At 60.3% G+C, this 21,642-nt stretch carries 22 protein-coding genes; 14 read left to right on the forward strand and 8 right to left on the reverse strand.

All coding sequences use genetic code 11. The features are described from left to right. Positions 1 to 18: 18 nt before the first annotated feature. Positions 19 to 291 carry a DUF3253 domain-containing protein gene (locus AC1DX3_RS03660; protein ID WP_476987872.1) on the reverse strand — a complete coding sequence of 91 codons (273 nt, stop codon included), beginning with the start codon at positions 289 to 291 and terminating at the stop codon, positions 19 to 21. Positions 292 to 311: 20 nt separating this feature from the next. On the opposite strand from AC1DX3_RS03660, the gene AC1DX3_RS03665 reads away from it, so the two are divergent. Further along, positions 312 to 740, forward strand: a complete 429-nt coding sequence (locus AC1DX3_RS03665; protein WP_476987873.1) for a PaaI family thioesterase — start codon at positions 312 to 314, stop codon at positions 738 to 740. Here AC1DX3_RS03665 and AC1DX3_RS03670 read toward each other — a convergent pair. Together AC1DX3_RS03670 and AC1DX3_RS03675 are read right to left on the reverse strand one after the other, a co-directional pair. After that, a complete protein-coding gene (locus AC1DX3_RS03670; RefSeq protein WP_476987874.1) occupies positions 737 to 1,351 on the reverse strand; it encodes a glutathione S-transferase family protein in 615 nt (204 codons plus the stop codon). The genes AC1DX3_RS03665 and AC1DX3_RS03670 overlap by 4 nt on opposite strands. Before the next feature lie 7 nt (positions 1,352 to 1,358). Beyond that, positions 1,359 to 2,645, reverse strand: a complete 1,287-nt coding sequence (locus AC1DX3_RS03675; protein WP_476987875.1) for a NupC/NupG family nucleoside CNT transporter — start codon at positions 2,643 to 2,645, stop codon at positions 1,359 to 1,361. Positions 2,646 to 3,011: 366 nt separating this feature from the next. On the opposite strand from AC1DX3_RS03675, the gene AC1DX3_RS03680 reads away from it, so the two are divergent. From AC1DX3_RS03680 to AC1DX3_RS03700, 5 genes are all read left to right on the forward strand, one after another. Then, on the forward strand, positions 3,012 to 4,070 hold the full coding sequence (locus tag AC1DX3_RS03680) for a polysaccharide pyruvyl transferase family protein (RefSeq protein ID WP_476987876.1): 1,059 nt from the start codon (positions 3,012 to 3,014) through the stop codon (positions 4,068 to 4,070). A gap of 45 nt (positions 4,071 to 4,115) precedes the next feature. Continuing rightward, a complete protein-coding gene (locus tag AC1DX3_RS03685; RefSeq protein ID WP_476987877.1) occupies positions 4,116 to 6,944 on the forward strand; it encodes a glycosyltransferase in 2,829 nt (942 codons plus the stop codon). A gap of 48 nt (positions 6,945 to 6,992) precedes the next feature. Continuing rightward, entirely contained in the window at positions 6,993 to 7,985 is a 993-nt protein-coding gene (gene galE, locus AC1DX3_RS03690; RefSeq protein ID WP_476987878.1) for a UDP-glucose 4-epimerase GalE, read from the forward strand. A gap of 126 nt (positions 7,986 to 8,111) precedes the next feature. Then, a complete protein-coding gene (locus AC1DX3_RS03695) occupies positions 8,112 to 8,813 on the forward strand; it encodes a response regulator (RefSeq protein ID WP_476987879.1) in 702 nt (233 codons plus the stop codon). An 82-nt stretch (positions 8,814 to 8,895) separates the two neighbouring features. Then, on the forward strand, positions 8,896 to 10,191 hold the full coding sequence (locus AC1DX3_RS03700; protein WP_476988029.1) for an ATP-binding protein: 1,296 nt from the start codon (positions 8,896 to 8,898) through the stop codon (positions 10,189 to 10,191). On the opposite strand, the gene AC1DX3_RS03705 is transcribed toward AC1DX3_RS03700, so the two are convergent. The 4 genes from AC1DX3_RS03705 to AC1DX3_RS03720 are packed head-to-tail and all read right to left on the reverse strand — an operon-like array spanning position 10,192 to position 12,519. Further along, positions 10,192 to 10,887 (reverse strand): LbetaH domain-containing protein, encoded by a 696-nt coding sequence (locus tag AC1DX3_RS03705; RefSeq protein WP_476987880.1) that lies wholly within the window; start codon positions 10,885 to 10,887, stop codon positions 10,192 to 10,194. 3 nt (positions 10,888 to 10,890) lie between these two features. Beyond that, positions 10,891 to 11,694 carry a pyrroline-5-carboxylate reductase gene (gene proC / locus AC1DX3_RS03710; RefSeq protein WP_476987881.1) on the reverse strand — a complete coding sequence of 268 codons (804 nt, stop codon included), beginning with the start codon at positions 11,692 to 11,694 and terminating at the stop codon, positions 10,891 to 10,893. Beyond that, positions 11,691 to 12,239: a type III secretion system chaperone family protein gene (locus AC1DX3_RS03715; RefSeq protein WP_476987882.1), complete on the reverse strand. Its 549-nt coding sequence runs from the start codon at positions 12,237 to 12,239 to the stop codon at positions 11,691 to 11,693. The genes proC and AC1DX3_RS03715 overlap by 4 nt, the downstream gene beginning before the upstream one ends. A gap of 22 nt (positions 12,240 to 12,261) precedes the next feature. Beyond that, positions 12,262 to 12,519, reverse strand: a complete 258-nt coding sequence (locus AC1DX3_RS03720) for an accessory factor UbiK family protein (protein WP_476987883.1) — start codon at positions 12,517 to 12,519, stop codon at positions 12,262 to 12,264. Positions 12,520 to 12,696: 177 nt separating this feature from the next. Between AC1DX3_RS03720 and lgt the strand changes: the two genes are divergently transcribed. The 8 genes from lgt to AC1DX3_RS03760 all read left to right on the forward strand — a co-directional run bounded on the left by lgt (position 12,697) and on the right by AC1DX3_RS03760 (position 21,258). Next, positions 12,697 to 13,572 carry a prolipoprotein diacylglyceryl transferase gene (gene lgt, locus AC1DX3_RS03725; RefSeq protein WP_476988030.1) on the forward strand — a complete coding sequence of 292 codons (876 nt, stop codon included), beginning with the start codon at positions 12,697 to 12,699 and terminating at the stop codon, positions 13,570 to 13,572. Continuing rightward, on the forward strand, positions 13,562 to 14,650 hold the full coding sequence (locus tag AC1DX3_RS03730) for a class I SAM-dependent methyltransferase (RefSeq protein WP_476987884.1): 1,089 nt from the start codon (positions 13,562 to 13,564) through the stop codon (positions 14,648 to 14,650). The genes lgt and AC1DX3_RS03730 overlap by 11 nt, the downstream gene beginning before the upstream one ends. 15 nt (positions 14,651 to 14,665) lie before the next feature. Then, positions 14,666 to 15,445, forward strand: a complete 780-nt coding sequence (gene pgeF / locus AC1DX3_RS03735) for a peptidoglycan editing factor PgeF (RefSeq protein WP_476987885.1) — start codon at positions 14,666 to 14,668, stop codon at positions 15,443 to 15,445. Between the two features lie 128 nt (positions 15,446 to 15,573). Then, complete coding sequence (locus AC1DX3_RS03740; RefSeq protein ID WP_476988031.1) at positions 15,574 to 16,509, forward strand: ribose-phosphate pyrophosphokinase; 936 nt, start codon at positions 15,574 to 15,576, stop codon at positions 16,507 to 16,509. A gap of 258 nt (positions 16,510 to 16,767) precedes the next feature. Next, positions 16,768 to 18,075, forward strand: coding sequence for a hypothetical protein (locus tag AC1DX3_RS03745; protein ID WP_476987886.1), 1,308 nt, complete (start codon positions 16,768 to 16,770; stop codon positions 18,073 to 18,075). Between the two features lie 216 nt (positions 18,076 to 18,291). Continuing rightward, positions 18,292 to 18,882 carry a 50S ribosomal protein L25/general stress protein Ctc gene (locus AC1DX3_RS03750; RefSeq protein WP_476987887.1) on the forward strand — a complete coding sequence of 197 codons (591 nt, stop codon included), beginning with the start codon at positions 18,292 to 18,294 and terminating at the stop codon, positions 18,880 to 18,882. 202 nt (positions 18,883 to 19,084) lie between these two features. Next, positions 19,085 to 19,714, forward strand: a complete 630-nt coding sequence (gene pth, locus AC1DX3_RS03755) for an aminoacyl-tRNA hydrolase (RefSeq protein WP_476987888.1) — start codon at positions 19,085 to 19,087, stop codon at positions 19,712 to 19,714. A gap of 233 nt (positions 19,715 to 19,947) precedes the next feature. Beyond that, on the forward strand, positions 19,948 to 21,258 hold the full coding sequence (locus AC1DX3_RS03760; RefSeq protein ID WP_476987889.1) for a glycosyltransferase: 1,311 nt from the start codon (positions 19,948 to 19,950) through the stop codon (positions 21,256 to 21,258). 81 nt (positions 21,259 to 21,339) lie between these two features. Here the strand turns inward: AC1DX3_RS03760 and AC1DX3_RS03765 are convergent, their stop codons facing one another. After that, positions 21,340 to 21,570: a hypothetical protein gene (locus tag AC1DX3_RS03765; protein WP_476987890.1), complete on the reverse strand. Its 231-nt coding sequence runs from the start codon at positions 21,568 to 21,570 to the stop codon at positions 21,340 to 21,342. Positions 21,571 to 21,642: the final 72 nt, after the last annotated feature.

The raw sequence follows: 21,642 nt of genomic DNA on the forward strand, positions 1-21,642 counted from the left end.
CTGCCTAAGACTGAAAAATCAAGCTTTTTTCAAACCGTCGGTATTAGCCCCCTGCGTCAACCTGACGCGGTAGACGCCCTTGAAGCCTTCCGGGGCGATCGGTTTGCCCTTGCGCAGGACTTCGATACGGCCTTGGCGCGCCAAGCCGATGATGACGGCACGCACCTTTGGCAGTTCGCGACGCCAGCGTTCGGCGTCGACGGCCTTGGCGACATCATTGGGGCTTATGGACTCGCCCTCTCGCACCTGCGATAACAGCGCCAGAAGAGTCTCTTCGACCAATTGCGACATATAATACTCCGGAGTCCACGATGAGCGTTGATGATTTTGCCGGCTGGCAACGCGCCGAAGCCGGCGACACCTTCAACGGCCTGATCGGCGCCTATTACTACGACCTGTCCGATCCGGCCAATGCCAAAGTCGCCTTTCGCGCCGAAAAGCGCCACCTCAATGGTGGCGGCAGCGTCCACGGGGGTTGTTTGCTGACCCTGGCCGACACGTCACTGTTCATTTTCGCCATGCCGCACCTGGGCGATGGCGGAGCGGTAACCCTGCAGTTCGACTCGCAGTTTCAGTCGCCCGGCCGTGAAGGCGAGATCATCATCGCCACCGGCGAAATCACCCGCGCCGGCAAGACGACCATCTTCGGCCGCGGCCAATTGAAATGCCAGGACCGTGTGATCATGAGCTTTTCCGGCATATTGGCGCGGAAAAATGTCAGGCCGTCGGGGGACGCCTAAACGGCGGGCTTGGCGGGACGGCTGCGCATGGCGTCAAGCCAGCGCGGCAGGTGCTCGAACGTCTTGTCGGGCCGGTAACGAATAATACGGGCAAAATCGTATGCACAGACAGCGGCAATATCGGCGATGGTCACGCGATCGGCGCAAATAAACTCGCGCCCCGTCAGATGCGCGTCGAGTCGCGCGGCGAATGCCGTGGCCTGGGCCAGGAAATAGTCCGCCGCCGCATCATTAGGCTTTTCCAACACCGCCAAGGCCGGCAATTTCATGCGCACGCCCAGCATCAAGGGCGTGGCGAGGTTCTGCTCGATGCGCCGGGTCCACATCTCGATGTCGGCGATTTCGCGCGCATCGCGGCCGAACAGGTTGGGCTCAGGGTGTAGGCTTTCGAGATAGCGGCCGATGGCGACCGACTCGGCGATGACTGTACCGTCATCCAATTCCAAAACCGGCAGGCCGCTGGCGCCGCTGCGTTCGACAACGTCGTGGCCGCGATGCTCCAGCTTCATGATATCGAGCGTCACGACCTCAATATCGCTGATGCCCTTCTCATTCATCACCCAACGCACGCGGCGCGGGTTGGGCGCATAGTCCGCGACGTAGAGCTTCATGGCAGTATCACAGCCCGTAGACCGCGTTCGGCAGAGCACCGACCACGGCCGCCGACAAACAGGTCGCCAGGAAGCCGGCGAACAGGGCCTTCCAAATCAACCCCAAAATCTCCGAACGGCGCTCCGGCATCAAGGCGCCGAACCCGGCGACCGAAATACCGACCGAGCCGATATTGGCGAAGCCGCATGTGGCATAGGTCAGGATGATGCGCGTACGTGGCGACATGTCGGCGACCGGAATGGCGGCCAATTTGAGAAAGGCGACGAACTCGGTCAGCACCATCTTGACGCCCAGGATCCAGCCTCCGGTCGAAGCTTCTTTCCACGGAATGCCGATCAACCAGGCCAGCGGCGTGAAGATGGTGCCGAGGATGCGCTCGATCGTGATGGGTTGACCGCCGATTTGCGGGAAGACGCTTAGGATCATGTTGAACAGCGCAACCAAGGACACCATGACAATGAGAATGGCGGCGATGTTCATCACCACCAGCATGCCGTCCTGGGTGCCTTTCGAAACGGCGTCGACGACGCTGTCATATTTCAGCGACGACGAATAATCGACCTTTTCGTGTTTACGGTCGATCAGTTCCGGCACCATGATCCGGGCCAGCAGAACGCCGGCCGGCGCCGAGACGATGGCCGCCGCCAGAATATGACCGGCGGCGTTCGGCAAGACGTCGTGGAGGATCAGGACATAGGCAACCATGGTCGAACCGGCGACATTGGCCATACCGACCACCATCATGATAAAGAGTTCCGAACGCGTCAGCTTGTCGAGATAGGCGCGAATGATGATCAGGCTTTCGACATTGCCGACGAAAATATTAGACGCCACGCCCAGCGAAGCCGCCCCACCCAAACCGATCAGTTTCTCGAAAATTAAACCGAAACCGCGGATGATCAGCTTGAGAATGCCCAGGTGCCACAGCAGGGCCGATAGCGAAGCGATCACCAGGATCAATGGCAGAACGCGCAGAGCGAAGACGAACAGGGCGCCTTGATTGACAACCGCATAGGGTTGAGCACCGCCGCCCATATAGCCGAAGACGAACTGCATTCCTGCGCCGGTCGCATCGGACAAGGCGGTCATGCCAGCGCCGATGCCGTCGAGGACAATATGCGATTGCGGAATGGCGAACAGGATCAGGATGAGTGCAACTTGCACGGCAATCGCGCCGACGCACAGCCAGATCGGAAAGCGCTTCTTGTTTTCCGACAGGCCCCAACACGCCAGTAAAATGACGGCGATGCCAAGAAGACTTTGCAAATTCTCTGGGCCGTAGTGCAGCGGCATCAAAACTCTCCTGGCGCGCGAATGTCATGCGCGATGTTTCAAAAAAATGTCGCAAAGAGCAAATGTTACATTGTCTCTGTGCGGCAAATAGAGATGGTCACTATTGTTACCGTTACCGGTCTTGGCAAGGGATATTTTCGCGGCCTACCCAGTGGAAGAGAGCAGATTGCCACAATTATGCCTGATTTCCAGTGCTGTGCAATGTTGACCTGTCTGATGCATATGGTTAGTATTGCATTTCAGTAAGTTAGGCGCGAGATAGTCACAAAAATTCTCGCTTTGGCTGTATTTTAAAATCATAATCTGGGAGCAATAATGCCAATCGCAGTGACTGGGTGCGCAACTTCGTTGCCGAGTGAATTCCCCATGGAATTCCCTGAAAATGCCGGCAACATGGTGCACGCTAACGCACCCTTTGAGATGTTCCCGAATTGTATTCATAGCAATGATAACTGGCGCGAATACGGCCATAAGGATTTTGCCACATTCGTAAATAAGGAATGCTCGCATATCATTTTCACCCTCGCCAACACCATCCGGATGGGCGAGACCGATGGTACGCGTTACACACGGTTCAAATCCTTCCTGCATAAATTTCAGAAACCGCTCGTTATCTTCGGTTTCGGGGTACAGTCACCCGACTTCAACATCGTCGAAGGCTCAATGTGCCCGGAAGCCGTGGATCTGATCCAATATATTTCCAGCCGCTGCGACGTGTTTGGTGTGCGCGGCCAATTCACGGCCGACGTCTTCGCCAAGCTGTGCGGTGTCAAGAACACGTTTGTCACGGGCTGTCCGTCGACCTTCTCGCGCCCGAAGATGTTGCGTAAACTTCACGACACATGGCGTGAATCGACGGGCAATTTCTGCTATGCCGGTACGAAGTATTTCGACTTCAAGGAACGCCGCATGCTGGAAAACGCCATCAAGAGCGGCGCCTACATGATCGAACCGGTCAACAAGGCGACCCATGGCGTCTATCTCGATGTCGCCAACAATACCTTCTCCGAAGCCAGCGTCCCCTATTACCTCAAAGGCGCGATCAAGGAAAAGCGCCTGACTGTGCCGGATATCGAAAACTTCTTCCGTTCGAACTACGCCCTCTTCCGCAACCTGCCGGATTGGTACAAGTTCAACGAGGAAAAGGTCGCCCTCACCTATGGCACACGGTTCCACGTCAATATGGCATCGATCCTCAGCGGCAAACCCGCCATGTGGGTCCGCCACGATGCGCGGACGCGTGAACTGACGGATTTCCTGCACCTGCCCGCCATCGAGTTGGACGAAGCCACCAACATGGCCGTCGAAGACCTGGCCGGCGAAGTCGATTTCGATCCTTTCTTCGAACACATCGACGGCCTGATCGGTAACTTCAACCGCTATCTCGACGCCAGCGGCCTGCCCAACATACCCAAGGTTTTTTAAAGCTGAGATTATAACAAAACGGACAAATTCCGGGAGACTTCAACAGTGGAAACGACAGTAGCATTAAGCGACGACGAGATTCAAAAGCGCCGTGCAGAAGCCGCCAAGCTCTTCGACAGCGCCAAGCAAGCCTTCCAGGGCGAAATGTTCGACACTGCGCGCGAGATTGCCAAAAAGGTTTGGCAACTCGTCGAAGGGACGATCCCACCCAAGCCGGAAACCAAGGTCAGGCCGAAATATTCTATCGTTATCGTCACCTATCAGCATAGTGACGATGTCATTGTCGCCCTCGACAAATTCATTCCGTACGCCGACAATCCCGATTTCGAAATTATCATTGTCGACAACGGCAATCCGTTTATCGAAACCCTGTGCACCGTCCGCTACCCCAAGTTCCGCTTCCTGAGTGTCGGCTTCAATTATGGCTGCTCGGGTGGCCGTAATACCGGGGTGGCCATGGCGCGTGGCGATTACGTCCTGTTCCTCGACGATGACGGCTATATTGCCGATGGCTGCGTTGAAGCCCTGATCAAAACCCTGAAGGACAATAATGCCCAGGCCGTGCGCGGGCGGGTCGTCCCCAAGACGGGCGGCGGCATTACCGCCAGCCACTATGACATGGGCACCGAGGTCAAACCATCGATCATCACCGCCGAGGGCGTGTCGATCTGGCGCAAGGATTTCTTCGATCGTTCGCCCGGTTTCGACGTCCTTCTGGCCGGCCACGAAGGCCTGTTGCTGTGCCTCACCATGTTCCGCTTTGTCGGTCCGCTGGCCTTCATGTATTCGCCCGACGCCGTGCTCTTTCACGATTTCTCGTCATCGCCTGAGCGCGAAGCCGCCAAGCGATTGTCGCACATCCGCAACGCCAAATACGTCACTCACTGCGTCGGCCCCTATGACGACATTCTGCGTTCCCTGCGCAATGTCATGGACAATGGCCGCCAGATTCACGCCTTTGCCAGTCGCGCCAAGTATCACGCCCTGTCGTCGCTCGACGACTCCAAGGCCAAGACGCGCGTCTCCTTCATCACCACCGCGAAAAACGCAAAAATCTTCGTCAAAGAATTCTCCGACAGCCTGCGTTGGCAAACCCACAGCAATTTCGAACTGGTGTTTGTCGACGACGGATCGGATGATGGCACTGCCGAAGCCATGGAAGCCCAATGGAAGGATGACCCGCGCCTCAAGGTCATCCGCAGCGAACCCATCGGCCGCGGCCCTGCGCTCAACAAGGCGGTTGCGGCGGCGGAAAGCGAAATCTGCCTGATCGCCGACGTCGATGATCTGTCCCTGCCCTTCCGCGCCGCCGCGACAATCGCGGCAATGAACGAGTCCAAGCTGGACTGCCTGTCTTTCCACCTGTTCAACGAAAAGAACGCCTATCTGGTCGGCCGGCCGCACTGGCCGCTGGCTAACGATTTCAAGGTGCGCCAGTTCTTCGGTATGCCAGCCTCCTTCCCCGCCTTCGCCTTCCGCAAGTCGAAGTTCAAGGAGCCCTTCAGCATGGAGCTGACCGGCGGCATCGACTGCGACTGGCTGTTCCGCAACGGCGGAGCCAATGGTGGCGTCCATGGCCGGGTTATCCAGCACCCCGCTGTTTACTACCGCACCCATGAAGGACAGATCAGTTCGACCAAGCGCGATATCCAGCGTGAGGTCGCCGTGCGCTGCATTATGAGCTACCACGAGCAGTATCTTGGCAAGCTGAACGAAGATGACCGCAAGGTTGCCGCCATGCTGACCGGCTGGGAGCCGTTGACCAACGACTTCGTGCCGTTGCTCAAGGAATATATCTATCGCCTGATCCGCGCCACGGCTTTGAAAAAAGACCTCGGCGACGGTGTCACCGACGCGATGATGGGACGGTTGGGCGAAATCGAGCTCGACGTCGCCAAGCGCAACACCGCGAAGCCAGCTCCGGCACCGGCTCCGGCAGCAGCCCCGGCCGCGACGGCACAGGCTTCAACACCCCCCGCTTCAACACCCGCGACCGCCCCTGCACCGGCTGCCGCCAAACCAGCCGAAAAGCCTGCCGCCACCCCGGCTCCGGCAGCCGTTGAAAAGCCTGCCCCCGAGGTCGCCAAGCCTGTTCCGGCCAAGGTGGTCAAAAAACCCGAGCCGTCGATTATGCCCAGCGCTCCGATGGTGAGCCGAACCCTGACCTTCGGCAAAAAAGCGGACAAGGCTACGAGCGCCACTGCCGCGGAAACCAAGGCAACGGATACCAAGACGACGGACGTAAAAACGGCAGACACCAAAACGGCCCCCGTCGCTGAAGTCAAATCCGCCGCCAAGCCCGCAACGCCGGCGCCGTCCGTTTCCGCAGTTGCAAAGCCCGCGGCGGCAGTTACCCCTGCCAAGCCGTCGGTCGCCGCCGCGCCTGCTGTTCCCGCACCGGCCGCAGCCAAGCCTGTCCCCGCGCCGCTGGCTTCCGCAGCCGTGGCCGTGGCCCCACCGCTTGCCACCGTCACGGCCAAGGCGCCTCCGGCCACCCCGCTCAAACCGAAGGTCATAGAGGACATCGCCAATCCGGCGCGTGGCTTTAACTTCAACTATGTGGCCGGCTTGAAGAAATTCGACCTTAAGGCTTATGACGATGCCATGAAATTCTTTCTGGCCGCTCAGGAAGCCAAACCCGGGTCGATGTTTGCCCGCTGGGCGCGCGCCGAGACCTTGATCGGCATGGGGAAAATCAGCGAATCGATCGCCACCATGAAGGCCATCGCTCTGGAAAGCCCGAACAACAAGAAGCTGGCCAAACGAGTCGACGAAGTCGTCGCGGCCGGGGCCAAGGCGACCCCAAGCCGTCCGCCCGAAGCCGTGACCGCCCAGATGGTCGCAGCCCGCGGCAAATCACGCCCCGCCGCCTGATCGCCCTCTAACTGCCAGCCCGAGACTACCCAAGCGAAAGGATACCCCATGACCGTCCTCGTGACTGGTGGCGCCGGCTATATCGGCAGCCATATGGTGTGGAAGCTGCTCGATGAAGGCGAAGACGTCATCGTCATCGACCGTCTCAGTACGGGTTTCGCCTGGGCCGTCCCCGGCGCAGCGAAGCTGATCGTCGGCGATCTCGGTGACGAAGCCCTGGTTCGCGGGGTTTTGGCCGATAACGATATCGAAGCCATTATCCACTTCGCCGGCTCGACCATCGTACCGGAGTCGGTCGCAGATCCGTTGAGCTACTACCTCAACAATACGGTCAATTCGCGTGCCCTGATCGCCAGCGCCGTCGCTCACAAGGTGCCACACTTTATCTTTTCGTCGACGGCGGCGGTTTACGGCAATCCGAAACAAAGCCAGGTCGGCGAGGACGAGCCGACCTATCCGGAATCGGCCTATGGCCATTCCAAGCTGATGACCGAGATCATGTTGAAGGACACGGCCCGCGCCCATCCTATCACCTATACGGCGCTGCGTTATTTTAACGTCTCCGGCGCCGACCCTGCCATGCGGACCGGTCAATCAACAGCCGGCGCCACGCATTTGATCAAGGTCGCCTGCGAGGCGGCGCTGGGCAAACGCACGCACCTTGAGATCTACGGCACCGACTGGCCGACGCCCGACGGCACCTGTATCCGGGACTTCATCCACGTCAGCGATCTGGTCCAGGCCCACTACCTGGCCCTCACGCGTCTGCGCAACGGCGGCTCCAGCCTCGTCGCCAACTGTGGTTACGGTAAGGGCTATTCGGTCCGCGACGTCATCAGTGCGGTCACCAAGGCGACGGGCCGCGACTTCGACGTCCGTGAAACCGACCGCCGTCCCGGCGACCTGATGGCGGTGACCGCGAAAAACGACATCGCCCTGCGTGAATTCAGCTGGGTGCCGAAATACGACGATCTCAACCTGATCGTCGCCAATGCGCTCGACTGGGAAGACCGCTTGATGAAGCGCAACGACACGGTGTGACGGACAGAGGCTTCGACCAAGGAATGCGCATTCCGGGCTTTACATTTCTCAACGAAGTGTGATCAGTCTTTTAACGCAATTCCGTTTAGGGTCGCAGACCCGAACCTCCATAAAGAGTCGCCGCACGTGAGCACAGCCGCCGGTCAAAACGACGCCACCGTCCGCCATCTCCTCGTGGTCGATGATGATGACCGCATCCGCACCCTGCTCAAGGAATATCTGACCCGTCAGGGCTTCCGCGTCACCGCCGCCGCCCATGCCGACGCCGCCAAACGCATGTTGCAATTGCTCGACTTCGACCTGCTGATCGTCGATGTCATGATGCCGGGCGAGGACGGGTTTTCGTTGTCGAAATGGGTGCGCGCCAACTCCAATGTGCCCATCCTGATCCTGACCGCGCGCGGCCTGCCCGACGACCGCATCATGGGCCTGAGCATCGGCGCCGACGATTATCTGTCCAAGCCGTTCGAGCCGCAGGAACTGCTGCTGCGCATCGAGGCCATTCTGCGCCGGACGGGCGTCAAGCCCGCCCTACCCAAATCGATCAGTATGGGCAATTTCTCCTTCGACCTGGAACGCTCCGAACTGACCCGCAACGGCGCCCTGGTTCGCCTGACCGAAGCCGAGTCGCAATTGCTGAAATACCTGGCCGAGCGCGCCAACGTCCCGGTCGACCGTATGGACCTGGCCAAGGACAGTGTCGACACCACCGGCCGCGCCGTCGACGTCCAGGTCACGCGCCTGCGCCGCAAGATCGAGCAGGATCCGAAGAACCCGCGTTACCTGCAAACCGTGCGCGGCAAGGGCTATATGCTGGCGCCGGACTAGGCAATTGGCCGGCCTTCCCAAAAAACTGCCCAAGCTCAGCCTGTGGCCCAAGGTCCTGAAGCGTAATTTTCCGCGCACCCTGATGGCGCGCGCCCTGCTGATCATCGTCCTGCCGATCGCCATCATGCAGGTGGCCGTCACCTGGGCCTTTTTCGACATGCACTGGGAAACCGTGACGGCCAAACTTTCGGAAGGCCTGGCCGGCGATATCGCCTGGGCAGTCAGCGCCTATGAACAGGATCCGACGGCCAAGAATCTCGACAGGATTTCCGATCAGGCGCAAAAGACCATGCAGTTGTCGATCACCCTGAAAAAGGGCGACACGCTGCCGACCAGCATGCGGCCGTCCTTCTTCGTGGCGCTTGACCGCACCATCGATCGCGCCCTCAACCATCAACTCGATGACGACTACTGGTTCACCACCACGCGCTATCCCGGCTTTGTCGACATTCGCGTCCAGGTCAAGGAAGGCGTCCTGCGCATCATCGCCCCCAAGGACCGCGCCTTCGCCACCACCGGCTACATCTTCATCTTTTGGACCCTGGGCGCCACCTGTATCTTGACGGCGATTGCCATGCTGTTCATTCGCAACCAGGTGCGCGCCATCGAACGCCTGTCCCATGCCGCCGAAAAATTCGGCCGCGGCGAGGACGACCCCAATTTCAAGCCCTATGGCGCCACCGAAGTTCGCGCCGCCGCCGAGGCCTTCCTCAAGATGAAGGCACGTATCCAGCGCCAGATCGAGCAACGCACCACCCTACTCGCCTCGGTCAGCCATGACCTGCGCACGCCCTTGACGCGTCTGAAGTTGGAACTGGCCATGGGCGAACAGGACATGGCCAATGCCCGTATGAAGCAGGATGTGTCGGAAATGGCCTATATGATCGACGAATATCTCGCCTTCGCGCGCGGCGAGATGGCGGAGAATACCGACAGCGTGTCGGTGCGTTTCCTGATGGAGACCATCGTCGCCAATATCGAGCGCGCCGGCCATGATCTGCAAGCCCGTTACCTGCCCCAGGATATCCGCATCACCATCCGCGAACTGGCGGTGCAGCGCGCCATTACCAACCTGGTCATGAACGGTTTTCATTACGGCAAATCCGTCGCCCTGAACGCCGAACTGGTCAAAACTGGCCACCGCCAAACCCTGCATCTGTGCATAGATGACGATGGGCCCGGCATCGCCCCTGAAAAGCGCGAGGAAGCCTTCAAACCGTTTTCCCGCCTCGACGATTCCCGCAATCAGAATATCAAGGGCGTGGGCCTGGGCTTGGCCATCGCCCGCGACATCGTGCGCGGCCATGGCGGTGAACTGACACTCGACACCAGTCCGATGGGCGGATTGYGGGCGATGATCAGCCTGCCGATCGGCTAATCAGGGTTTCTCTTTCTTCTTGATGATCTGCGCCCGCTGGCACACCACCAGCGAATCGTCTGGCACGTCGAAATCGACAAAGGCATTGGCGCCGATGGTCACGCGATCGCCGATCGTGATACCGCCGACGACCACGGCGCCCGTGCGTACGGCGCAATCATCGCCGAAAGCCGGCGCACCGCCCTGGCCGGAGCCAATGGTGACATTCTGATTGACCCAGAAGTTACGGCCTATCTTGCGGGCGTTTACAATGGTCGAAAACCCGTGCTCGATATAAAGACCCGGGCCGACCTCAGGGCTTTCGAGGAAGAGATTGGTAACGTGCATCCATTCTGGGGCCGGCATCAACAGGATGAAATAATCGTGGATCGAACCCACCAGGCGGCTGACGCGGAACAGCACCAGGGAGCGGAATTCCTGACGCTGCTGGTACATGTGCTTGAACCGCTTATACAGCGATCCGGAAGCTTTTGACGAATAGCGCTCCCATACCTCGAGGTCACCGGTGACGGTCGCCAGCAAGCTCTCATGGCCGGCAATATATTGGAAGGCGTTCAAGGTTACGCGGTTGAACAGCCAGGCGCCGTCTTCACCCTCGCCATCGCTGAAGTCGTCATCCTCGAAAAGACCGGCCGGCCATTTCGGTGGCGCAGGCAGATCGTCAGACGCCTTGCGCCCCTTGAAGACGCCGAACATGCGCTAACCCAATTCCTGTGAACGCCGATAAGCGGCCTGGACCGAGGCCAGGACAAGTTCATCCAGGCCTTCGCCCGGCTTGCACAGGATATTCAGGGCCGCTTCGGTCGTGCCCCCCGGCGACGCCACCTTGCGAATAAGGGCTTCGGGCTCCTCTCCGGTAGAATCGAGCAAACGCGCCGCGGAGACCAAGGTGCCGCGCGCCAGGTCACGGGCGTGGCTGGGTGACAGGCCGGTGGCGCGACCCGCTTTTTCCAGGGCGCGGACAAAGGCGTAGACATAGGCTGGACCGGATCCCGACACGGCGGTCGCCGAATCCATCATGGCTTCCTCGGTCAGAACGACAGTCGACGCCATCGGGCCGAACAGGCCTTGCGCTGCCTCGGTCGCCGCGGCCTGATCGGAATAGATCGACGCCACGCCCTTCCCGGTGGCAACGCCGGTGGTCGGCATGACCCGCGCCACCGGATGGCCGGCGAAAGCCTGCTTGAGATTGGTCGTCTGTATGCCGGCCATGACGGAGATAATCGCCGCGTCCTTGGCCAGATTGCCATTCAGGATGGCGGCAACGGCGTGCCACCCCTGCGGCTTGACGGCCAATATAACGGTCTTGGCGACATGCCAGGTATCCGGTGACGGATTGAGGCGCGCACCATCGGCCGCCCAGGCCTTGGGCTCGTCGCCCGGCTTCAGGTCGACAATGATCAGGTCTTCCGGTGTCGCCTGCCCGGCCACACGAAAGCCTTTCAGGATCGAAGAGCCGAGGGCGCCTGCCCCGACGAGAAGGATAGGTTTGGGCAGGCTCATGCTTCCCCCTGGGTCTCGAACAAACAAGCGGCGAAGGCGTCCGACGCCGTTTCGACGCCCTTGAACCAGAAATCGAAGGCCGGGAAAAAGCGGTCGACCGCCTCGGCGGCACTGTTGATCATATGGGCGCTGGCCACGACAGAGGTACGTTCCAGCGGATTGAGCGCCAGGGTATGGCGGAAGATCACGTCATAGACACCGAGACCCGAGGTCACGGCGTCGGGATCGCGGAAGACCTCGAAATGGCCGAACCAGACGTGCTGGTTGACCAGGCACAGCAATTCGTAAAGCCCGACCAAGCGATCCTCAGCCAGGGGCTTACCGGCACCGGCTTCAACGTCCAGCGAGCAGCACAATTGCAGGCATTCGCCCTCCGGCCGCCACGAAAACCACATTTCGTAGGTTCGCCAGTCGCCGGTCAACGCAAATCCGAGATCGCCCTCCGGGGTCCGTTCGAATTCGAGCCCTTCCTCGGTCAGGATGGATTCCACCATATCGAGCGGATCGAAGGCGGCATCGCTGTCATAGGCCTGAGGCGTGTTCATGTAATCTTTGTCTCGCTTATATTCAGTCTTGCGGCACGCCGGGTGCGGCGGCTGCGCCCTTGCCCTTGGGCTTCAAGGCCAGGAGCTGCGCCCTTAGCTCGGCCACTTCGGCCTTCAAGGCGTCCAGTTCGTCACGGCGCACCAAATCCATCTCGGCGACGAACTTGTCGCCCTGGGCACGGAAGGCCGCCTTGGCTTCTTCGCCGGCCGCCTGGGCCAGGCTCATGGCGCTGGTCGTCATCTTGGCGAATTCGTCGAGGAATGGATTCTGGCTTTGCACGGGGGCCTCCTTAAACTCAGATACGTCCGCAATATAGAGACATATCTCAGCCGCTTCCAACTTTTTCATGATTCTGGCGCCTGTACCTCTCTTTTGTGGCGACGAGTCACAGTGAAATTGCTACACCCCGCCCAGTTCTTTATGCAGACTTCACGCGGAGCGCCGACGGGCATGCACCTGACCCTTCCCGATATCAATCCCGTCATCTTCCAGGTCTCGATTGTCGCCGTCCGCTGGTATGCCGTCGCCTATGTCGCCGGCATCGTCCTCGGCTGGCTCTATATCGGCAAGCTTCTGCGCACCGAGTCCCTGTGGGCGCCGCGCACGCCCCCGGCGACCACCGTGCAACTCGACGACCTGATCCTGTGGATCACAGCCGGCATTATTCTGGGTGGGCGCATCGGCTATATTTTGGCCTACGATATGTCGATCATGTGGCGCGATCCGGTGGAAGTGTTCATGATTCAACACGGCGGCATGTCGTTCCACGGCGGTTTTACTGGTGTCGCGATCGCGACCATCATCTATTGCCGCTGGCAAAAGTTCACCCCGGCGCAGATGCTGAGCCTGGGCGACGTCCTGGCCTGCGCCGCCCCGATCGGCCTGTTTCTCGGCCGCCTCGCCAACTTCGTCAATGGCGAACTGTGGGGGCGCCCGACCAGCCTGCCGTGGGGTATGGACTTCTGCAACAAGTACATTTTGCAGCAATATCAAGGCACTTGCCCCGCCGATCCCGACGGCATTCCGGTTTTTCGCCACCCCAGCCAGCTTTATGAGGCCCTGGGCGAGGGCTTGATCCTGTTTGGTGTCTGCGCCTTCCTTGCCTGGCGCCTGAACAAGTTGCAGAAACCCGGCCTGATCATGGGCGTCTTCATCGCCGGCTACGGCCTGATCCGCATCATGCTCGAAAGCGTGCGTAACCCGGACGAACAGATGCTGCCCTTTTTCAAGATCATCACCATGGGTACCCTGTTGTCGATCCCGATGGTCCTGGTTGGCGGCTTCCTGATCTGGCAGGCTACACGTACCATAGAAGCGAACCGTGTCGCCTGATGCCGCCATCAAACCCGCTCCCCTGAGAGAGCGGCTGATTGAACGCATTACCATGGACGGCCCGCTGACCATCGCCGACTATGTCTATCTCTCCCTCCTCGACCCGCTCGACGGCTATTATACCCGCCACGTCACGATCGGAGCCGACGGCGATTTCATTACCGCTCCGACCATATCGCAAATGTTCGGCGAAATGATCGGTGTCTGGGTAGCGCAGGTCTGGCACGATCTCGGTTCCCCCGCCCGCTTCAACCTGGTCGAACTCGGCGGCGGCGACGGCACCTTGATGACGGACATTATACGCGTCGCCGGCAATGTACCGGGCCTGCGCGAGGCCGCCTCCGTCGTGTTCATCGAGCCAGGCCGGATGGCGGCGCAACAACTGGCCAGCGTACCCGGCGCTATCGCTTTGTCCCATCTGCGCGAGCTGGCGACCGACCTGCCGGCGATCTGTATTGCCAACGAAGTGCTCGACTGCCTGCCGATCCGTCAATTCGTCAACACCGAAGACGGCTGGCATGAACGCCGCGTCGGTGTCCGTAACGGCGACCTGATTTTTGGGCTTGTTCCCGTCGGCCCCGATTTCGAGCCGCCATTCGACGCCCCTGTCGGCGAAATCGTCGAGATCGCCTTCGAACAGCAACGTTTCGCCCGGCAACTGGCCGATCACCTGAAAGCCAGCACCGGCGCAGCCTTGCTCATCGACTACGGCCGCGACGCGCCTGGCACCGGCGACACCTTGCAGGCTCTGTCGAAGCACGAGAAGCGCCATCCGCTCGAGGCGCCCGGCCGCCACGACCTGACCCAATGGGCCGACTTTCCCGCCGTCGCGGCCACCGCGCATCATGCCGGCGTGCGCGTCTCCCCCATCACGCCACAAAGCACCTTCCTGCACCGTATGGGTATCGATACCCGCCTTCTGGCGCTGTCGACCAAGAATCCGGATCACGCCGCACAACTGGAGCGCCAATATCAGCGCCTGACCGCCGCGGACCAGATGGGCGAACTGTTCAAAGTGCTGGGCCTTGCGTGGCCCGAAACCCTAAACCTCCCCGGCCTCGACGCGCCGGCTTCGTAACCTGACAGGCTTCCCATGTCCCCTCTGCCACCCCGTATCCTGCACCCTCTCCTCGACCTCCCCGGCATCCAGCACGGCTTTTTCACCCGCCAGGGCGGCGTCTCCGGCCCGCCCTACGACTCGCTCAATATCGGCCTGGGCTCGAAGGATGATCAAGCCGCCGTCGCAGAAAACCGCCGTCGCGTCGCCGCCAGCTTCGACCGCCCGGCCGACCACCTGCTCAGCCTGTACCAGATCCATTCCAATATCGCTTTCAAAGTCGACGGTCCCTGGACACAGGAAAGACCGGAAGCCGACGGCCTTGTCACCACGACGCCCGGCCTCGTCATCTCCGCCCTTTCAGCCGACTGCGCACCGCTGCTGTTCGCCGATCCGAACAATTGCGTCATCGCTTCCTGCCATGCTGGCTGGAAAGGCGCTCTTTACGGCATCATCGAAAACACCCTGGCCGGTATGCAGGCCCAAGGCGCACAACTGGCGAACATCCGCTGCGTCGTCGGTCCGTGCATCGCCCAGGCCTCCTACGAAGTCGGCGCCGACTACGCCGAAACCTTCGCCCGCGATGACGTCGATAGCCCGCCCTTCTTCGTCGCCGGCAGCACCCCCGACAAGCGCATGTTCGACCTGCCGGGCTATTGTCTGATGCGTCTGCGTCGCGCAGGCCTGACGCAGATAGCCGCCACCGGCCACGACACTTGCGCCGACAGTGGCCTGTTCTTTTCCAATCGCCGCAGCTTCAAGACCGGTGAGAGCGATTATGGCCGCCTGATCTCCGCGATCATGATCCGTCCTTGAGACCGGCATTAACAATTTGACGGATTTGCGACGAATCCCCTTGCCCGGTCGCGATCACCTGCTAAAAGCCGCCTCACATGTCCCAACAGCGCCACGCAGCTACCGGAAGACCCCAAAAGGCATCGATGATGAAACTGCTTTCCGCCAATTCCAACCGGACTCTGGCCCAGGCCATCGGCGACTATCTCGATATGCCGCTGACCAAGGCGCGCGTACAACGTTTTGCCGACAACGAGATCTTCGTCACCATCGATGAAAATGTCCGCGGTGAGGACGTCTTTGTCATCCAGTCGACCAGCTTCCCGGCCAATGACAACCTGATGGAATTGCTGATCTGCATCGACGCCCTGACCCGGGCCTCGGCCAAGCGCATCACCGCCGTCATTCCCTATTTCGGTTACGCCCGCCAGGACCGCAAGACCGGCGGCCGCACGCCGATTTCGGCCAAGCTGGTCGCCAATCTGATTACCCGCGCCGGTGCCCACCGCGTCCTGACCATGGATCTGCACGCCGGCCAGATCCAGGGCTTCTTCGATATTCCGACCGACAACCTGGTGGCCATCCCCTTCATGGCCAAGGACATTCAGGCCAATTACAAGGATGCCGGCCAGTTGATGATCGTGTCGCCCGACGTCGGCGGCGTCGTCCGTGCCCGTGCCCTGGCCGATCGCCTGGGCGCCGACCTGGCCATCGTCGACAAGCGCCGCCCGCGCGCTGGCGAATCCGAAGTCATGAACATCATCGGCGACGTCGCCGACCGCAATTGCATTCTGTTTGACGATATCGTCGATTCCGCTGGCACCCTGTGCAATGCCGCCAAGGCCCTGCTCGACCGCGGCGCCGCCTCGGTATCGGCCTATGTCTCGCACGGTGTGTTGTCGGGAGAAGCGCTCAACCGCGTCGCCAATTCCGTGTTGAAGGAACTGGTTATCACCGACTCCATTGAAGCCACCGAAATCATTCGCAACCATCCGAAGGTGCGTATCGTCGGCATCGCCCCCCTGATCGGCGAAGCCATTCGTCGTATCGCCAACGAAGAATCGGTATCAAAACTTTTTGATTAAAAAGTCAATCAAGAAACGCTGACGCCCGGATCGTTGCCAAACATCTGAATTTTATAAAATTTTCTGGTTAATACATTTCCTGAACACGGAAAAGTGGCCAGTTTCCGCCTTATTTTCGGCGCTTTTTTTATTGAACCCTTATAAACTTGGGGTAAGCCTTATAATTGGCTTAACCTTCTCGTCTCACAACATCATAGACTAACCGGCGATCCTCTATGTTTGTGGTCGCCGTTCCGTAATTCAAAGGGAGTAGCGTATATGACCATGGCCGTAACGAAGGGCTTGTGTGCCAGCCTTTTAGCCCTGACGTTTGCCGTGACCTTGGCCAGTTGCGCCACGGATGCACCCCCACCGCCCCCACCGCCCCCACCCGCGCCTGCCGGCCCGCCCGTAGCGCTGGCCCCGGAGATTTCCGACGCCGCCGCCGTCTATGTCGACTATGTCGAAATGGCCCGGTCGATGCGCGCCGATTTCAGCAACGGCACCGCCGTACAGTCGCAATTGCAGGCCGGCGCGTCGTTCGAACCTTCGCAGCTGGCACGCGGCGCCGTGGCCTATGCCGCCATCGTCGCCATGCAAGAACCCAGTTTCCGCAGCGCCCTACGCGGTTACGCCGCCAATGACGCCGCCCGCGCCCAGATGGTGTCGCAGCTAATGTCCAACCCTGGCTATGCTGCCGCGATCCCCGGCGCTGACATCGCCGCCCGCCGCGTTATCCTGGCACTGAGCAGCGACGGCCAGTCGGTCTATAATTCCGGCGCCGGCGTCAAGCGCGCCGCCTACGACGTCCAGCATCAGAGCTGGTCGAAGGAGATGGTCGCCGACCGCGACGGCCGCCTCACCATGGCCAAGCAGAACTCCATTCAGTTGCGCAGCGTCCAGAGCGACGAAAGCGCGCAGCTTCTGACCGCGGCCCTGACCGGCAACGGTTTGGTGACTCATGCCACGACCGGCCAATCGACCGGCAGCGGTTATGTTATTCAGGGTGACGGCAGTGTCGCGCCGTCGGGCATACCCGCCGCGACCGAAGCGCCAGTTGGCGGCCAAAGCAGTGCTGCGACTACGCCCGGAGCTCCTGCCTGGGCTGCCACCGCCACCGACGCCGCGCAACCGGCCGCGGCCCTGGTGCCGACCGCCCAGACCGATTTCGATCGTCCGGATCTGTTCAACAAGCCCTATACTCCCGCCGTCAACCGCGCGCTGACGATCGCGGCCATCGCCATTCTCGGCGAAGGTGGTTCCGATCGTGCCGACAATCTGGTCAGCCTGCTCGACGACAATGACGGCAGCAAATGCCTGAACATGAGCAAGCTGAACCTGTACCAGTGCCTGGCTGTCGCCAAGCCCTATTACGAAGACGTCTTCTGCCTGGGCCAGCACGTGCTGATGGACACCGGCCAATGCCTGGGCAAGATGTCGAGCAACGCGCTCAGCTTCGAACCGGCCACCCATATTGGCTTTAATGAAGACGGCTCGATGGCTCATGCCGACGCTGAGCCCTATATCAAGCCGGCGCCGCCGGTGAAGAAGAAGGCAGTGGCCTCAAAGAAGCGCCGCCGTCGTTAAGACCGGCTGGCTGGAACGCACTAGGGGCGTGGCGTTGCTTTTTGCACGCCGCGCCCTTTTCATATTGGATATGGTGATTTTTAAGCCCCGCCGGCGCAAATTCACCGCCATAACCGGTTGCGTGTCCGGCAATTGTCGTGTATCAGCACCGCTCTTTAAAGGTTTCACGCCGTGCCCGGATCGGTTGCGCGGCCATTTTGTTTGAGGAAGAGGCTCATGGCCGAGATCGTTTTGGACGTTGAAGTGCGTGATCGCACCGGTTCGGGTGGCGCACGCGCGGCTCGCAACGAAGGCAAGGTTCCGGGTATCCTGTACGGCGGCGCGCTCGCCCCCGTGCCGATCGCCGTCAACCTGAACGCTTTCAAGAAGGCCCTGTATACCGGCAAGCTGGCCGGCCACCTGGTCACCTTGAAGTACGGCAACGAGACCCAGAAGGTCATCGCCAAGTCGATCGACTTTCATCCGGTTCACGACACGCCGATCCACTTCGACCTGTACCGTGTCGACGAACACGCCCAGATCAAGATCAGCGTTCCGGTTCACTTCAAGAATCACGAACTGTCGCCCGGCCTGAAGAAGGGTGGCGCGCTCAACGTTTCGATCCATGAGCTGGAAATCAATGTTCCGGCCGATCACATCCCCGAAGACATCATCGTCGACTTGACCGGTCTCGAAATCGGTCAAAGTGTCCACGTTTCCGACCTGAAGCTGCCGTCGGACGTGACGTCGGTTCAGGGCGGCGGCATTGTTGTTGCCTCGGTCACGGCGACCGGCGGCATGAACGCCGATACGCCTGAAGAAGCGTAAGCTTTTTAAAACCTGTTTGATGAAAAGCCCCGTTGCCGTAAGGTCGCGGGGTTTTTCTATAACTAACGGGGCGTGGGGCCTGTGGCCCCACATCCTTCCCTTTTCCTTCCCGATCCTGGCCCTAATGGGCCAAGGATCAGGAAGGAAGAAGAAAGTCGTGGGGTCGCGGACCCCACACCCCATTAATTTACGGAGTAACACCGTGTACCTTATCGTCGGCCTCGGCAATCCAGGCGCCCAATATGCCAGGAACCGTCACAATATCGGCTTCATGCTGATCGACGAATTGGTGCGCGGTCCCGCCTTCGGTCCGGAACGCAAGCGATTCCAAGCCCTGTCGCACGACGGCCTGATCGACACGCCCAAAGGTCAGGAAAAGCTGCTGGTGCTCAAACCGCAGACCTTCATGAACCTGTCCGGCCAAAGCGTCGCCGAAGCCGCCACCTTCTACAAGATCAAGCCCGACCATATCATCGTCTTCCACGACGAACTCGACCTGGCCCCCGGCCGCCTGCGCATGAAGCTGGGCGGCGGTCATGCCGGCCACAACGGCCTGCGCTCGATCATGGCCCATATCGGCCCGAACTTCATGCGCGGCCGAATGGGAATCGGCCATCCGGGCGCCAAGGAAATGGTGCTGAACTGGGTGCTTGCCGACTTCGCCAAGGCCGATCAGCCGTGGATAGACGCGCTCAACGACGCCTGCGTCAAAGCCTTGCCCATGCTGTTCACCGGTGCTCCCGACGCCGCTGATCGCTTCCAGGCCGAAGTCATGCGCCTCGCGCCGGCGCCTAAACTCGATTCCCGCCAGTTAAACGCCAGAGAGTTGTAAGAATTGTCCACAAGTTTCTACGGTTCGTGAATTAGAGAACGACCTGTGGACGGTATAACATCGTTGAGCTAAGCTTAACTACGTCGCATATTGGCCCCAATTTCGTGAGAGTCCGTGATGCGTTTGTGAGAATTTGGCTGCATCATGATACGACCTTGTGCTAAATCGGACTCTGAGACGCCGCCGGTCCGGCTTCCGCAACCCGTTAACGCCCTTGAGTAACGCATTCTGATATGGACACGGCTTCACACGTAACAGCCCCGACCGTTGTGCTCGTGCCGCAAGGCAGCCTCGGCGACCTGCATCCCTTCATCGCCTTGGGCCTTGCGCTACAGAAGCGCGGCGCCAAGGTGATTCTATGCTCGCACCCCTATTTCGGCGATAAGGTTAAGGCCGCCGGCCTCGATTTCCGCCCGCTCGGTCCGGAACGCGAGGCCTATGAGCGCGATCTCGACATGAGTCCGGAAAAGATCATCCGTCGCATGATGCTGGACCATGCCTTCCTGCTGCGCCGAATCGTCGCGCCCTACATGGATGCGTGGATCGACGAATTGCTGCCGACAGTGGCCGCGGCGGATCTTGTCGTCGGCACCTCCCTGGCCTACGCCGCCCATATTGCCGCCAAGCTGTGCGGTAAGCCCTTCATCACCGGCGCCCTGATGCCGGCCGTGCTGATGTCGGCCTATGACCCGCCCAAAACGCCCGAAGCGCCCTTCGTGCTCAAGCCTGAGCATGCCTGGGGCCTTAAAATCAACCAGCTGATCTTCGCCATCGGGCGCCTGAAGCTGGGCCCCGGCCTGGCGCCGATTCGCGATGTCTACCGCCGTCACGGTCTGGCACCGCAGGAAGGCCTGGGCGGCGTCGTCTCCGATGGGGCCACCATCGCCCTGTTCTCGCCTTTGCTAGCCGAACCGCAACCCGACTACCCGCCCCGGACCGAAATGGTCGGCTTTCCCTTCTTCGACAGCGAGGATGGCAAGCCACCGGTCCTGCCGCCTCAGGTCGCGGCCTTCCTTGACACCGGCCCGGCCCCTCTCGTCTTCAGCCTGGGTTCGGTCGCCATCTATAGCGGTGAAAAATTCTATCGCGCCGCTGTCGAAACCAGCAAACTTTTGGGCCAGAGATGCATCCTGCTGACCGGCAGCGAAAGCCCCCTGCTCAACGAAGATTTCGGCCCGGACGTCCTGGTCGCGCCCTATGCTCCGCACTCCCTGCTCTTCCCGCGTGCCCGCATCGTCGTCCATCACGGCGGCATCGGCTCTACGGCCCAGGCCCTGCGCGCCGGCCGTCCGCAACTGGTGACTCCGGTCTTCGGCGATCAATTCGACAATGCGCGCCGCGTGCATATGCTGGGCGCAGGCGATACGCTGGATTTCAAGCGCTTTACGCCGGGCCGCGCGGTACCCGTATTGCGCCATCTTCTGGCCTCGCAAGCAACGGAAGCCATCTGCGCCACCATCGCGCCTATCATCGCCGCCGAAGACGGCCCGGCCCGTGCCGCCGAAATCCTGCTGCAATCGGTGCGCGCTAAGGTTCCTGCCTGACCTACCGGAACAACGAAACAACCCCGCCTGCCTAAGAAGACGGGGCTGACGTTAGCCGTCGGTGATCGATACCGGAAGCGGTCAATCGCACTCGGTTTCGAATTCGACATAGTAGTCGGTGACGATACCCGTCTGGATGTGCTGATGGAAGCAGTTCCAGACGTCGCGGCCGACGATCGGGCCCGTATGGCTGGCGTCGGAATAATAGAGGATATGTGTGCTGGTAAAGGCCAATGCACTGGTGGCGACCATTAGGCCGGCCGACGATACCGCGAGGGCAAGCCCAATTCCGGCGAGCAGTTTCTTTTTCATGACATTCTCCTGTGAAAGAAAAAACGAAAGCGAACTGTTCCGGAACAGGTCATGGCTAACACAGCCGACCCG

The sequence above is a fragment of the Asticcacaulis sp. P2_B1 genome (assembly GCF_056404915.1).